This window comes from Aurantimonas manganoxydans SI85-9A1 (assembly GCF_000153465.1).
Lineage (GTDB): Bacteria > Pseudomonadota > Alphaproteobacteria > Rhizobiales > Rhizobiaceae > Aurantimonas > Aurantimonas manganoxydans.
This window is the reverse complement of record NZ_CH672387.1, coordinates 233608-246475: the sequence shown is the minus strand read 5'-3', so window position 1 is coordinate 246475 and position 12868 is coordinate 233608. Positions and strand designations below refer to the sequence as shown.

Genomic DNA, 12868 nt, shown 5'->3' with positions numbered 1-12868 from the left:
CGCCCGCGTTATCACCGCAATCGGCCGGTAATGCCGGCTCCCGGTTCGCCGGCGCAATCTGCATCTCGGAGACGATCACCCGCCCATGGGCTCCTATATCCTCCGCCGCATCCTGCTGATGATCCCGACGCTCGTCGGCATCATGGCGATCTCGTTCCTGGTGATCCAGTTCGCGCCGGGCGGGCCGATCGAACAGGTCATCGCCAGCCTGCAGGGCGAAGCCGGCGGCGCCATGGACCGGGTGTCCGGTGGCGGCGGCGATTTCGGCTCGGGCTCGAGCGGCGGCAGCGACAATTCCGGCTATCGCGGCGCGCAGGGGCTCGACCCCGCCTTCATCGAGCGGCTCGAAAAGCAGTTCGGCTTCGACAAGCCGCCGCTGGAGCGCTTCGGCATGATGCTGTGGAACTATGTCCGCTTCGATTTCGGCGACAGCTATTTCCGCTCGGTCTCCGTCTGGGAGCTGATCCTGGAAAAGATGCCGGTATCGATCTCGCTCGGCCTGTGGATCACGCTCCTGTCCTACCTGATCTCGATCCCGCTCGGCATCCGCAAGGCGCTGACCGATGGCTCGCGCTTCGATGTGTGGACTTCCGGCGTCGTCATCGTCGCCTATGCGATCCCCGGCTTCCTCTTCGCCATCATTCTCATCGTGCTGTTTGCCGGCGGGTCCTTTTATGACTGGTTCCCGCTGCGCGGCCTCCTGTCAGACGGGGTGCGCGGCGACTGGTGCGCGGTCTGGTCGCCGGCCGGCGATCTCGGCCGCTGCGTCACGCAGACCATCCCGGACTATTTCTGGCACCTGACCCTGCCGTTGATCGCCCTGTCGCTGTCGGCCTTCGCCACGACGACGCTCCTGACCAAGAACTCCTTCCTCGACGAGATCCGCAAGCAATACGTCACGACGGCCCGCGCCAAGGGCCTGTCGGAGCGGCGGGTGCTCTACGGCCACGTCTTCCGCAACGCCATGCTGATCATCGTCGCCGGTTTTCCCGGTGCCTTCATCTCGGCCTTCTTCGCCGGCTCGCTGCTGATCGAGACGATCTTCTCGCTCGACGGCCTCGGCCTGCTCGGCTTCGAATCCATCTACCAGCGGGACTATCCGGTCGTGTTCGGCACCCTCTACATCTTCTCCCTGCTCGGCCTCGTGACGACCCTTCTGTCCGACCTCACCTACACCTGGATCGATCCGCGGATCGATTTCGAGAAGCGGGAGGTGTGACGATGGACGACGCACAGAAAGACCGCCTCGCCGCCGAAAAGCGGGATCCGACACTGCCCGACGAGCGTGCCGCCGACATCGCGCGCGAGCAGACCGCCGGCATCGCCCAGATGGCGCCGGAATCGGAGACGACGAAGCGCCCGCGCCTGTCGCCCCTGAACCGCCGCCGCTGGCAGAACTTCACCGCCAACCGGCGGGGCTTCTGGTCGCTGTGGATCTTCCTGATCCTGTTCGTGATCACCGGGCTGGCCGAACTCGTCGCCAATGACCGGCCGCTGCTGGTCGAGTACAAGGGCGAATTCTACTACCCGATCGTCGTCGACTATCCCGAGGAGGTGTTCGGCGGCTTCCTGCCGGTGACGAACTATCGCGACCCCTTCGTGCAGGACGAGATCGACGCCAATGGCTGGGCGATCTGGCCGCCGATCCGCTATTCCTACCAGACCGTCAACAACGCCATTCCGACGCCGGCCCCCTCCGCGCCCTCCTGGACGTTCACCAAGGAGGAGCGCTGCCAGCGCTATCCGCTCGGCGCCGAGGACCCGAACTGCACCTTCGGCAACATGAACTGGCTGGGCACCGACGACCAGGCTCGCGACGTCGCCGCACGGCTGATCTACGGCTTCCGCATTTCGGTGATGTTCGGCCTAATCCTGACCGCCGCCTCGGCGGTGATCGGCGTCGCCGCAGGCGCGGTGCAGGGCTATTTCGGCGGCTGGCTCGATCTCCTGTTCCAGCGCTTCATCGAAATCTGGTCGTCGATCCCGGTTCTCTACCTGCTGCTGATCATCGCCGCGATCCTGCCCCCCGGCTTCTGGGTGCTGCTCGGCATCATGCTGCTGTTCTCCTGGGTCGCCTTCGTCGGCGTGGTGCGGGCCGAGTTCCTGCGCGCCCGCAACTTCGAATATGTCAACGCCGCCCGGGCCCTTGGCGTCGGCGACTGGACGATCATGACCCGACACCTCCTCCCCAACGCGATGGTGGCGACGCTGACCTTCCTGCCCTTCATCCTGAACGGCTCGATCACCACCCTCACCTCGCTCGACTTCCTCGGCTTCGGCCTGCCGCCCGGTTCGCCGTCGCTCGGCGAGCTGCTGGCCCAGGGCAAGAACAATCTGCAGGCGCCCTGGCTCGGCTTCTCGGGCTTCTTCGTGATCTCGCTGATGCTGTCGCTGCTGGTCTTCGTCGGTGAGGCGGTGCGCGACGCCTTCGATCCCCGCAAGAGCTTCGGGTGATGCGGGGACCGTGGGGGGCGTCGCGTTCCGTCGGTGGATGCAGCCGGGGCGGATCTAGCCGCCGGCCGGAGCCTCTCGCATGAGCGATCATTCCCAACATCACCACGGCAGCCACGACCATGCGCATGGCTTTGCCGGCCATGCCGGGGGCGCCAACGAGACGCGGATTGCCATCGCCGCGGGGCTGACCGGCGCCTTCATGGTGGCCGAGGTGATCGGCGGTCTCGTCTCCGGCTCGCTCGCGCTCCTCGCCGATGCCGGTCACATGCTGACCGACTTCGTCGCCCTGGCGCTTGGCTGGTTCGCCTTCCGGCTGGCCCGCAAGCCTAGCGATGCGCGCCGCACCTTCGGCTACGACCGCTTCCAGGTGCTCGTCGCCTTCGTCAACGGCCTCGCCCTGTTCCTGATCGCCGCCTTCATCATCTACGAGGCCTGGCACCGGCTGCAGGCGCCGAGCCCTATCCTTGGCGGCACCATGATGGCGGTCGCGGTCGCCGGGCTTGTGGTCAATGTCGGCGTCTTCCTCGTTCTCCACGGCGCCGACCGCGACAATCTCAACATCCGGGGCGCGGTGCTGCATGTCCTCGGCGATCTCCTCGGCTCGGTGGCCGCGATCCTCGCCGCGCTCGTCATCCTGTGGACCGGATGGACCCCGATCGACCCGATCCTGTCGGTGCTGGTTTCGGTGATCATCCTCGTTTCGGCCTGGCGGCTGGTGCGCGACGCCGGCCATGTGCTGCTCGAAGGCGCGCCCGGCGACGTCGACATCGCGCAGATCGCGCCGCATCTGGTTGCCGCTGTGCCGGACCTGCGCGAGGTCCACCACGTCCACGCCTGGTCGATCACGCCGGAACGCACGATGGCCACTTTGCACGCCTGCATCGCGGAAGAAGCCGACGGCACGGCCGTCGTACGCACCATCAAGGCCGAACTGCGCCAGCGCTTCGCCATCCACCATGCGACCGTCGAGATCGAGCGCGGCATCTGCGCCGACGACGGCCATGACCATCATGGCGAGGCACCGGCCGCCGCCCCATGTCACATGCCCGCCCCAGGCGCGGCCGCCACGTCCCCGCGATGACGCCGGAACAAGGATTCCAACGCTTGAGCCCGACCGCCCAAATCGCCCAGCCTTCCGCACCGCAGGACACGCTGCTGTCCGTCGAGAATCTGTCGGTCGCCTTCACCCAGGGCGGCAAGACGCAGCTCGCCGTCGACGACGTCTCCTTCTCCATCGGCCGGGGCGAGACCGTCGCGCTGGTCGGTGAATCCGGCTCCGGCAAGTCGGTGTCGGCGCTGTCGATCCTGAAGCTGCTGCCCTATCCGGCGGCCAGCCATCCCGGCGAGGGCCGGGTGATGTTCGACGGTCAGAACCTGATCGACGACGACGAGCGCGACCTGCGCAAGGTCCGCGGCAACCGCATCTCGATGATCTTCCAGGAGCCGATGTCGTCGCTCAATCCGCTGCACACGATCGAGCGGCAGATCGGCGAGGTCCTGAAGCTGCATCGCGGCATGCGCGACAAGCAGGCCCGCGAGCGCACGCTCGAACTGATGCGGCAGGTCGGCATCCGCGATCCGGAGAAGCGGCTCGACGCCTATCCGCACCAGCTCTCCGGCGGCCAGCGCCAGCGCGTGATGATCGCCATGGCGCTCGCCAACGAGCCGGACCTTCTGATCGCCGACGAGCCCACCACCGCCCTCGACGTGACGGTGCAGGCGCAGATCCTCGAACTTCTGAAGGTCATGCAGACCCGGCAGAACATGGGGATGCTGTTCATCACCCACGATCTCGGCATCGTGCGCGCCATCGCCGACCGGGTCTGCGTGATGTACCGGGGCAAGATCGTCGAGGAAGGGCCCACCAAGCGCATCTTCGAGGCGCCCGAGCACCATTACACCAAGCATCTTCTGGCGGCCGAGCCCAAGGGCCAGCCGCCGGCCGCCAATGCCAATTCCCCGGCGGTCGTCGAAGCCAAGGACGTGAAGGTCTGGTTCCCGATCAAGACCGGCTTTTTCCGCCGCACCACCGACCATGTGAAGGCGGTGGACGGCATCGACCTCACCGTGCACGCCGGCCAGACCGTCGGCGTCGTCGGTGAATCCGGCTCCGGCAAGACCACGCTGGGCCTGGCGCTCACCCGGATGATCGGCTCGACGGGCGAGATCCGCTTCGACGGCGAACGCATCGACGAACGCTCCTTCAAGGCGATGAAGCCGCTGCGCGAGCGCATGCAGATTGTCTTCCAGGACCCGTTCGGCTCGCTCTCGCCGCGCATGCCTATCGCCGACATCGTCGCCGAGGGGCTGGAGATCCACGAGCGCAAACTGTCGGCCAGCGAGCGCGACGCCCGCGTCGTCACCGCACTGAACGAGGTCGGCATCGACCCCGCCACCCGCTTCCGCTTCCCGCACGAATTTTCCGGCGGCCAGCGCCAGCGCGTGGCGATCGCGAGGGCCATGGTCCTCAATCCGCGCTTCGTCATGCTCGACGAGCCGACCTCGGCCCTCGACATGAGCGTGCAGGCCCAGGTGGTGGACCTTTTGCGCGATCTCCAGAAGAAGCACAATCTGGCCTATCTCTTCATCAGCCACGATCTGCGCGTCGTGCGGGCTTTGGCCAACGAGGTCATCGTCATGCGCAATGGCCGCGTGGTGGAGCGGGGACCGTCCGACGAGATCTTCGACAACCCGAAGACCGATTACACCAAAGCGCTGATGGCCGCCGCCTTCGACATCAAGGCCGCACCGACGGGAATTGTATCGCAATGAGTACAGGTCACTACCGCGACAGGCTCGACGACCAGCCGATCGAGACGGAGCTCGTCAGCGACGAGCTGCTGCATGGCGGCTTCCGCGACTTCAAGGTGGCCACCCTGCGCCATGCCCGCCTCGATGGCGAAGGGATGGTCGGCCCGGTGCGGCGCGAATATCTGCACACCGGCTCGGTGGTCGTCATCATCCCCTATGACCCGGTGCTGGATTCCATCGTCGTCATCCGCCAGTTCCGCCTGGCCGCCGCGCTGAAGACCGAATGCGGCGCCGCGCTGGAGCTGCCCGCCGGCCTGGTCGATGCGGGCGAAAGCATCGAGGCCGCCGCGCGGCGCGAGCTGACCGAGGAGACGGGCCTCATTCCGCAGGCGGTCGAGGACTGCTTCCGGATGCTGGCAGCGCCCGGGCTCACCGACGAGCATGCGACGATCTTCCTGGCGCTGGTCGATGCGTCGAACCTTGCGACTTCGGCCGGCAATGCCGACGAGGACGAGGACATCCGCCCGATCCTTGCGAAGGTCGACGACCTCGTCGCCGCCGTCGACGACCGGCGGGTCGAGAACGGCTATCTGATCGCCTGCGCCCACTGGTTCGCGCGGCTTGGCCGCTCGCGGGCCCAGGCGCTGCTCGGCACCCTCGACGGCCCGGAGGACTGATCCATGACCCTTCTCCTCTCCGTCACCGGCTTCGATCCGAAACGCTGGCGCGCCGCCCTGGAGGCGGCCGACGGTGACCGCGACATCGTTCTGGAGCCGGCCCATTCGGCCGACCCGGCCATCGAATACGCCGTCGTGTGGAAGCAGCCGCCGGGCCTTCTGGAAGGCCTGCCGAACCTCAAGGCGATCTTCTCGCTCGGTGCCGGCGTCGATCACATCTTCGCCGACAAGGCCCTGCCCGACGTGCCGGTGGTCCGCATCGTCGCCGACGACCTCACCGCGCGGATGAGCGAATATGTCGTGTGGCGGGTGCTCGATCATTTCCGCCGCGGGCGCGCCTATCGCACCCAGCAGGCCCAGACGATCTGGCACGAGCGTCTCCAGCCTGCGGCAAGAGAGATCACCGTCGGCATCATGGGCTTCGGCGAACTCGGCCGCGACGCGGCCGGCAAGCTGCGTGCCCTCGGCTTCAACGTTGCCGGCTGGAGCCGCACCGCAAAAACGGCCGAAGGCGTCGAGACCTTTGCCGGCGAAGACGGGCTGAATGGCTTCCTGGCGGCTTCGGACATTGTGGTCGTGCTGCTGCCGCTGACCGCCGAGACCCGCGGCATCATCGACGCCGGGTTCCTGTCGCGCCTCAAGCGCCGCACGCCGCTCGGCGGTCCGGTGCTGATCAATGCCGGGCGCGGCGGCCTGCAGAACGAGGCCGCGATCCTCGAGGCGCTGGAGCAGGACACCCTGATGGAAGCCTCGCTCGACGTCTTCAATGTCGAGCCGCTGCCAGCCGATCATCCGCTCTGGCGCCATCCGCGGGTCTTCGTGACGCCCCATGCGGCGGCGGTGTCGGACCCGGACGCCCTGGCACCCGCCGTCATGCGCCAGATCGCGGCCCATGAGCGCGGCGAGCCGTTGCGCGGCGTCGTCGACCGCACCGCCGGCTACTGACCGACCGCTGAGCGCATGCAGAAACGCCGGACAGGGGAAGCCCCTGCCCGGCGTTCGACTGCGCATCGGGACGGCCTGAGCCGCCCGGTGACAAGGCTCAGAACTCTTCCCAGCCCTCGTTCTGCGGCGCGGTGTTGCGGGCCGGCGCGGCACTGCCGCGACCGGTCTGGCGCATCTGGATGACGGGCGACTTGGGAGCCACCGGGCGTGATCGCGACAAGCGCGTCTGGCGGACCGGCTCGACCCGCGTACGGAACCGCCCGGTGAGCTGATCCAGCGCATCGGCGTCCTTGGCCAGCGACTGGCTGGCAGCCGTCGCCTCTTCCACCATGGCGGCGTTCTGCTGGGTGACCTTGTCCATCTGGTCGGCGGCACCCGAGACTTCGCGCAGGCTCGTCGCCTGTTCGCGAGCGCTCGAAGCAATGGTCGAGATGACCTCGGCCATGGCACTAACCTCGGTGACGATCTCTTCCAGCGACTTGCCGGAGGCCGTGACCAGTTCGACGCCGGTGCCGACCTGCTCGCGGGACGTGGCGATCAGCGTCTTGATTTCCTTGGCGGCTTCCGCCGAGCGCTGGGCAAGCCCGCGCACTTCCTGGGCGACGACCGCAAAGCCCTTGCCCGCCTCGCCGGCCCGGGCCGCCTCGACACCGGCATTCAGCGCCAGCAGGTTGGTCTGGAAGGCGATCTCGTCGATCACCGAGATGATCGAGTTGATCTTCTCCGAGGAGTGCTCGATCTGGCCCATCGCCGCGACCGCCTTGCCGACGACCTCGCCGCCCTTCTGGGCCTTGCCCCGTGCGTCCGATGCGACGCGCTGTGCCTTGCCGGCGCTCTCTGCCGTTTCGTTGACCGCCTGCGTCACCACGCTGAGCGCCGCGACCGTCTGTTCGAGACTGGCCGCCTGCTGTTCGGTGCGATGCGCGAGATCGTTCGAGGCGGTGGTGATCTCCCCCAGCCCCATGCGGATCGAGCCGACGGCGTTGACGACGCCCCCCACCGTCTCCTCCAGGGTGGCGACCGACTGGTTGTAGAGGTCACAGATCTCCTCGAAGCCCGCCATGCGCGCCCGGTCGAGGCGGGCCGTGAGGTCACCCTCCGACAGCGCCCGGAAGGCCGGCGCGATGCCGGCGATGAACGCCTGGCGCGCCGTCTCCGCCGCGTCGATCTCCGCGCTGCGCCGCTGTTCCAGACCCAGACGCTCGGCTTCCTGGCGTTCGGCGATCATCGCACGCTTCTGCTCCTCCGACCGGCGGAACGACAGCAGCGCCTTGACCATGTCGCCGATCTCGTCCTTGCGGGCGCCGTCGGGCACGCGGGCGGTCATGTCGCCGGCGGCGAAGTCGCGCATGGCGGCAGCGGTGACCGAGATCGGCGTGGCGATCGACCGACCGACGACGAGAACGGTGGCCGCGATGATCAGCGTCAGCAAGGCCGCCAGGGCCAGAACGATCTTGAGGGCGAAGGACGAGGCCGCGGCACTGGCCGCCTCGGCATCGACGCGCGTCGCCGCCACGCCCGACAGGATCGTCTGGAACAGCGGCTCGACCTCGGCGAAGACCGCGCTCAGTTCCTTACGCAGCGCCGCTTCAGCCGCCATTGCCTCGGCATAGCCGGCAAAATTGCTGGTGTAGATCGCAAGGTCGGCCAGGACCGCGTTGCGCGTCTGCACCGAACCGAAGGCGGCCGGGCCGACACTCGCCAGGTCGCTCGCCTGGGCGTTGAGCCGCTCGACATATTTGAGGTCGCCGCGAAGGATGAAATCCTTCTCGTGCCGGCGCAACATCAGCATCATCACCTGCAGCGAGGGATTGCCCACCTCGCTCAGTTCGGCTTCGAGATCGTGGACCGCAGTCCGCAGCGCGCCCTGCAGGCCGGAGTTCTCGTCGAGGCCGAGCGAGCGATTGACCGCCGCCGCCTGCTCGAACAGCTCGCCATAGCGGGTGAAGCTGCGGCGAACAGCCTCCGCTTCGCCGGCCAGCTGGCTCAGACCGCCCGCCTGCAACCGGTCGGAGAGGTTCTGGAACGCGTCCGCGAGGCGGGCGCGGACGGCGGCGTGCTTGGCGATATCGGCCTCGGTCCGGCGCAGGAAGAAGTCCTTCTCCGCGCGCCGCGCCTGCAGGAAGTCCACCTCGATGCGCTGCGTCACGCGTTCGGCGTCACGTGCGCTGTCGATCACCGCCGCATAGTCGGACCGGATGCTCTGGTCGGTGACGAAAATGGCAGCGAGAGCCAGCATGCCGGCGATACTGACCGCCGCGATCGCGGCGATACGGGTGGAAATCTTCAGGTCCGAAAGCTGCACGGCAGGGCATGTCCTATGGCATCAAAGGCGTTCGGGGAGGGCGAACGCGGCAATCCATGCGTCTAGGCTGCGCTGTTTAACAAGGGCTTAACCACCCGGGGTTTCGGCGCTTCGTAAGCTGGCCAAACCATTGCAATTCCTGATGTCCTGCGGCGGCGGCGCACCATGCCTTGCCGTGGTGCAGCCGGGCGCGGATCAGCCGTGGACCGCAGCGGCGGGCCGCAATCGCCTGACGCTGGTAACCGCGATGCCCCGCTCCTCGAAGCGCGCCATGGTCTCCATCAGCGGCTCGATCGCCGTCAGCATGTGATGCGCGTTGGCGTGCAGAAGCCGGGCACCGTCGAGCATGATCCCGACATGTCCCTTCCAGAAGACCAGATCGCCGCGCTGCAGCGCCTCGACGCCGGCAACCCGCGTGCCGAGCGCGCGCTCCTGCATGTCGGTGTCGCGCGGCGCGTCGATCCCGGCCATCTGGCAGGCGATCTGGACGAGGCCCGAACAGTCGATGCCCGACGCGCTCTTGCCGCCCCACAGATAGGGCACGCCGAGGAAGCGCTCGGCGATGGCGGCATAGTCGGCGGCGGCGCTGGCGACCGGCTCCAGATGCTGGAGCACGACCGCGCCGGCCGGCTCGATCCGGGCATAGGCGGCGTTATGGTCCTGCCCGGCACCGACCACCGCCAGGGCCGCGCCCATCGGCAGGTCGTGCAGCGGCGGCAGCTTGATGTCGTAGCCGGGAAACACCAGCGTGCGCGGGACGCAGACCCGGTGCGTCGGGGCGGCGCCCGGCCGGCCGAGCGCCGCGCTCGGCACATAGCCGACATAGCCGTCATTCCGGAGCTGGACCCAGGCCCAGCCTTCGTCGTCCTCGTCGAAGACGGTGACGGCCTCACCGAACAGGGCCTCGGTATCGAGCGGCGCATTGCCCGCCGGGTGCCGCCGGACCGGCGCCAGAGCGGCGATGATCCGGCGCGGGACCCCGTCGACGAAGCGGTCGGCCGTGACCTGCCCCTCGAGCCGGCGGTCGGCGAGATCGGGGCGCACGGCGTTGAGGCGGGGATCGGGGGAGCCGGTCATGAACGCGTCTGCCTTGCTGTGCGAAACGGAGAAGATGCGACGGGCCCGCTCGGGCCGATCGCCTGCGGGCCCAGGCCGTCAGCGCCGGGGAAAGCGTGCCTTCAGCACCTGGAAGAGCGCACGGGTGGCATGGGCCTCGCCGCCGACAGGACCGATCGGGCTCGCCTTGGCGCGCCAGCCATAGACATCGAAATGCGACCAGCTTTCGGCCTTTTCGACGAAGCCCTGCAGGAACAGCGCGGCCGTCACCGCACCGGCGAAGCCGTCGCTGGTGACATTGTTGATGTCGGCGACCCGTGACGAGAGGTTGGCGGCATAGGGCGCCCAGAGCGGCATCCGCCAGACCGGGTCGGCCACCGCCATGCTCGCCGTGGCGAGATCCCCGGCAAAGCCGTCATCGTCGGTGAAGAAGGGTGGCAGGTCGGGCCCAAGCGCCACACGGGCCGCACCGGTCAGGGTCGCCATGTCGATCAGGAGTTGCGGCGCCTCCTCGTCGGCCAGCGCCAGCGCGTCGGCGAGCACCAGCCGTCCCTCGGCGTCGGTGTTGCCGATCTCAACCGTCTTGCCCTTGCGGCTGTGCAAGATGTCGCCGGGACGGAAGGCATTGGCCGAGATCGCGTTTTCCACCGCCGGGATCAGCACCCGCAGATGCAGATCGAGGCCGCAGGCCATGATCATGTGGGCAAGGCCCAGCACATTGGCGGCGCCGCCCATGTCCTTCTTCATCAGGAGCATGCCCGAGGCCGGCTTGATGTCGAGGCCGCCAGTGTCGAAGCAGACGCCCTTGCCGACGAGGGTCACCTTCGGTGCGTCCGCCCGGCCCCAGCGCATGTCGATCAGGCGCGGCGCCGAGGCGCTGGCCCGGCCGACGGCGTGGATCATCGGGAAATTCTGCTCGAGCAGCGCGTCACCCTCGATCGTCGTCACCGCCGCGCCGAACGCATCGGCCAGCGTCCGGGCCGCCGCTTCCAGTTCGGCCGGTCCCATGTCGCTGGTCGGGGTGTTGATGAGGTCGCGGGTCAGCGCCACGCCGGCCGCCAGCGCCTGTGCCTCGGCGGCGTCCACGTCGCTGGGCGGCGTGAAGCGGATGTCGGCCGCCGCGTCCTCGCCCTTGCCCCCGGTCCGGTAGCGATCGAAGCGATAGCCGCCGAGAAGCACCGCCAGTGTCGCCAGCGATCCGTCGAGATCGGCGCCCTCGGCAAACTGCCAGTTGCCCGCCGGCAGATGGGTCGCCAGCGCACCGGCGGCGAGCGCACGGCGTCCGGCCGCGCCCTCTCCCGTTCCGGCGGCCTTGCCGAGGCCGAGAACGGCGCCGGCGGTCGCCCCGTCGGCATCGGGCACGAGCAGCACCTGGCCGGCGCCGGCGTCGAACCGCGTCGCCCTGGCCCAGCGCCGCGCCGCCTCCGGCAGGTTGTCGAGCCTGTCACGGGTCGCCGTCCAGACAGGCAGGGCGGTCGCGGCATTGTCGCTGACAAGGGTGATCGGCATGGGGCGTGTCCTGAGGTTTGCGTCCTGAGACCGGCATTAACCGGTCATTAGGGTTAACGAAATACTCTCACCGTCGAAGGCCGTCCCGTTTTCGATGCGGCCGACATGCAGGCGGAACAGGAGCAGATCATGGTCGGGCGCGGAACTAGTTCGGGACGCCGTGCGAAACAGGGGCTGCTCCTTGGCGCGTGCCTCGCCCTGATGGTGACCCAGGGCTGCGGCTCCGTGTCCAACGAGACCACCGGTTCGATCCAGCGCCCCGCGCAGCAGGGCCGAGCGGTGGCCCAGATGAACACCACCGAATTGCAGTCGGCCGTGCGCACCTATGGCGCCGCCTATGACCGCGACCCCAAGAACAAGCCCACCGGCCTCTCCTATGCAGCCGCCCTGCAGATGGCCGGACGCAACGACCAGTCGTTGGCAGTGATGCAGCAGATGGCGATCGCCCATCCGGAAGATCGCGATGTCCTCGCCGCCTACGGCAAGGCGCTGGCCGCGGCCGGCGACCTGCCCAAGGCGCTGGAGACCATCCGCCGCGCCCAGACGCCGGACTATCCCGACTGGCGGCTCTATTCTGCCGAGGGTGCCATTCTCGACCAGATGGGCCAGCAGGTCCCGGCCCGCACGCTCTATCGCAAGGCGTTGGACATGCAGCCGAACGAGCCGACGATCCTGTCCAATCTCGGCATGTCCTACCTTCTCGGCAACGATCTGAAGTCGGCCGAATCCTATCTGCGCTCCGCTGCCTCCCAGCCCGGCAGCGACAGCCGCGTGCGCCAGAACCTGGCACTGGTCGTCGGCCTGCAGGGTCGCTTCGACGAGGCCGAGAAGATCGCCAGCAGCGAACTGCCGCCGGCCGAGGCGGAAGCCAATGTCGCCTTCCTCAAGGCGATGCTCGCCCAGCAGAACACCTGGGCGATGCTGAAGGACAAGGACAAGGCCGAGAACTGATCGGCCCCACCGCCTCACGCTGACAGGCGAAGACACGAGAAGGGCGCATCCTGCAGGGTGCGCCCTTCTCGCGTTGGCAGCAGCTGCGGCCCACTCCGGCCTTGTTCCCCGCGATCAAGGGAGGTCGGACAGCCGTGGCCGAGCTTCAGGTGTTCGGGTGCTGCGACAACGCTTCGCTGCGATGCTCCCGGATCGTCTTTGCGCGGGTCATGAAGGTTCC

10 protein-coding genes are annotated in these 12868 nt (G+C 68.1%); 7 read left to right on the top strand and 3 right to left on the bottom strand.

The genetic code is table 11. The features are described from left to right. Window positions 1-85: 85 nt before the first annotated feature. From SI859A1_RS01460 to SI859A1_RS01435, 6 genes are all read left to right on the top strand, one after another. Window positions 86-1219 carry a microcin C ABC transporter permease YejB gene (locus tag SI859A1_RS01460; RefSeq protein WP_040324975.1) on the top strand — a complete coding sequence of 378 codons (1134 nt, stop codon included), beginning with the start codon at window positions 86-88 and terminating at the stop codon, window positions 1217-1219. A 110-nt stretch (window positions 1220-1329) separates the two neighbouring features. Further along, window positions 1330-2454 (top strand): ABC transporter permease, encoded by a 1125-nt coding sequence (locus tag SI859A1_RS01455; protein WP_029703493.1) that lies wholly within the window; start codon window positions 1330-1332, stop codon window positions 2452-2454. A 79-nt stretch (window positions 2455-2533) separates the two neighbouring features. Continuing rightward, the gene (locus SI859A1_RS01450) at window positions 2534-3535 is read left to right on the top strand and encodes a cation diffusion facilitator family transporter (RefSeq protein ID WP_009208104.1); all 1002 of its coding nucleotides are present in this window, start codon (window positions 2534-2536) and stop codon (window positions 3533-3535) included. A gap of 23 nt (window positions 3536-3558) precedes the next feature. Next, window positions 3559-5226, top strand: a complete 1668-nt coding sequence (locus SI859A1_RS01445) for an ABC transporter ATP-binding protein (protein ID WP_244400856.1) — start codon at window positions 3559-3561, stop codon at window positions 5224-5226. Further along, a complete protein-coding gene (locus tag SI859A1_RS01440; RefSeq protein WP_009208103.1) occupies window positions 5223-5882 on the top strand; it encodes an NUDIX domain-containing protein in 660 nt (219 codons plus the stop codon). The genes SI859A1_RS01445 and SI859A1_RS01440 overlap by 4 nt, the downstream gene beginning before the upstream one ends. Window positions 5883-5885: 3 nt before the next feature. Continuing rightward, window positions 5886-6827 (top strand): 2-hydroxyacid dehydrogenase, encoded by a 942-nt coding sequence (locus SI859A1_RS01435; protein ID WP_009208102.1) that lies wholly within the window; start codon window positions 5886-5888, stop codon window positions 6825-6827. Window positions 6828-6924: 97 nt separating this feature from the next. Here the strand turns inward: SI859A1_RS01435 and SI859A1_RS20105 are convergent, their stop codons facing one another. The 3 genes from SI859A1_RS20105 to SI859A1_RS01420 all read right to left on the bottom strand — a co-directional run bounded on the left by SI859A1_RS20105 (window position 6925) and on the right by SI859A1_RS01420 (window position 11697). Next, window positions 6925-9132, bottom strand: coding sequence for a methyl-accepting chemotaxis protein (locus SI859A1_RS20105; protein WP_009208101.1), 2208 nt, complete (start codon window positions 9130-9132; stop codon window positions 6925-6927). A gap of 195 nt (window positions 9133-9327) precedes the next feature. Then, window positions 9328-10209, bottom strand: coding sequence for a C40 family peptidase (locus tag SI859A1_RS01425; protein ID WP_009208100.1), 882 nt, complete (start codon window positions 10207-10209; stop codon window positions 9328-9330). Window positions 10210-10287: 78 nt separating this feature from the next. Next, window positions 10288-11697 carry a leucyl aminopeptidase family protein gene (locus SI859A1_RS01420; RefSeq protein ID WP_009208099.1) on the bottom strand — a complete coding sequence of 470 codons (1410 nt, stop codon included), beginning with the start codon at window positions 11695-11697 and terminating at the stop codon, window positions 10288-10290. Between the two features lie 105 nt (window positions 11698-11802). Here SI859A1_RS01420 and SI859A1_RS01415 point away from each other — a divergent pair, with 105 nt between their 5' ends. Beyond that, a complete protein-coding gene (locus SI859A1_RS01415; RefSeq protein WP_009208098.1) occupies window positions 11803-12648 on the top strand; it encodes a tetratricopeptide repeat protein in 846 nt (281 codons plus the stop codon). The last annotated feature ends 220 nt before the right edge of the window (window positions 12649-12868 follow it).

What these genes read in the sequence shown, in the direction of transcription:
- SI859A1_RS01435 (WP_009208102.1), top strand. Translation starts at nt 5,886, where the DNA reads ATGACCCTTCTCCTCTCCGTCACCGGCTTCGATCCGAAACGCTGGCGC.
- SI859A1_RS01440 (WP_009208103.1), top strand. Translation starts at nt 5,223, where the DNA reads ATGAGTACAGGTCACTACCGCGACAGGCTCGACGACCAGCCGATCGAG.
- SI859A1_RS01415 (WP_009208098.1), top strand. Translation starts at nt 11,803, where the DNA reads ATGCAGGCGGAACAGGAGCAGATCATGGTCGGGCGCGGAACTAGTTCG.
- SI859A1_RS01455 (WP_029703493.1), top strand. Translation starts at nt 1,330, where the DNA reads ATGGCGCCGGAATCGGAGACGACGAAGCGCCCGCGCCTGTCGCCCCTG.
- SI859A1_RS01420 (WP_009208099.1), bottom strand. Translation starts at nt 11,697, where the DNA reads ATGCCGATCACCCTTGTCAGCGACAATGCCGCGACCGCCCTGCCTGTC.
- SI859A1_RS01450 (WP_009208104.1), top strand. Translation starts at nt 2,534, where the DNA reads ATGAGCGATCATTCCCAACATCACCACGGCAGCCACGACCATGCGCAT.
- SI859A1_RS01425 (WP_009208100.1), bottom strand. Translation starts at nt 10,209, where the DNA reads ATGACCGGCTCCCCCGATCCCCGCCTCAACGCCGTGCGCCCCGATCTC.
- SI859A1_RS01460 (WP_040324975.1), top strand. Translation starts at nt 86, where the DNA reads ATGGGCTCCTATATCCTCCGCCGCATCCTGCTGATGATCCCGACGCTC.